This is a genomic window from Caldimonas caldifontis, from assembly GCF_002930615.1.
Taxonomy (GTDB): domain Bacteria; phylum Pseudomonadota; class Gammaproteobacteria; order Burkholderiales; family Burkholderiaceae_C; genus Caldimonas; species Caldimonas caldifontis.
Window position 1 is genome coordinate 1 of sequence record NZ_PSNX01000032.1, and the last position, 602, is coordinate 602.

Below are 602 nucleotides of genomic sequence, written 5' to 3' on the forward strand. Positions count from 1 at the left end.
CGATGCGGCTCGACCCGGAGGTGAGTTCGATGCGCGTTTGGGCCTGGACGTGGATCTCGTCGTGCGTGCTGGTGATCGTGGCGTCTTGCTCGGCGTGGAGGGACAAGGTGTCGGTGTGCGTGCGCAAGGACAGTGGCCCGGCGGCAGGCTCAATCGCCTTGGTCGTTCTGGTTCGCATCCCACTGCCAGATGACCTGCCCCCAGTCGGACGGGAAGTCCGGCATCACCTCGCCGGCCTGGAAGTGCCGGCGACTGTCGGCCTTGGCCGGGGTGAACCACCAGCCGGTGCGCGGGCAGGGTTGGCTGGCTTCGCAGCGCAGCCGCAGAGCTGACGTGCCTGCTTCAGGCAGCCAGTTGCTGGCGCCCTCGTCGGCCACACGCTCGACCAACGTCCACACGGTGGGCTCGGGTCGGCTTTGAGGACGCGATCTCTTGGGGTCGCTCAGCAACTCCTCAGCGTTGGTGCACATATAGGTGTTGATGGCCTGCTGGCCCTCGATAAGCAAGGCCGCCGCCGCCGGGCCCACGTCGGGCAGGTAGATGCCCGTGCGCGGCACCTTGTCGCCGCTGCGCACCTGCACGGCCGGCTCGATGCGGTACAC

1 protein-coding gene and 1 pseudogene are annotated in these 602 nt (G+C 67.9%); both read right to left on the reverse strand.

What is annotated here, in order from left to right; translation table 11 throughout:
- A partial coding sequence (locus C1704_RS17365; protein WP_146076118.1) for a DUF2345 domain-containing protein occupies nucleotides 1-178 on the reverse strand: 178 nt, incomplete at its 3' end.
- A pseudogene (locus C1704_RS17370) lies at nucleotides 150-602 on the reverse strand (hypothetical protein); the annotation flags it as partial. The pseudogene C1704_RS17370 and the gene C1704_RS17365, both read right to left, overlap by 29 nt.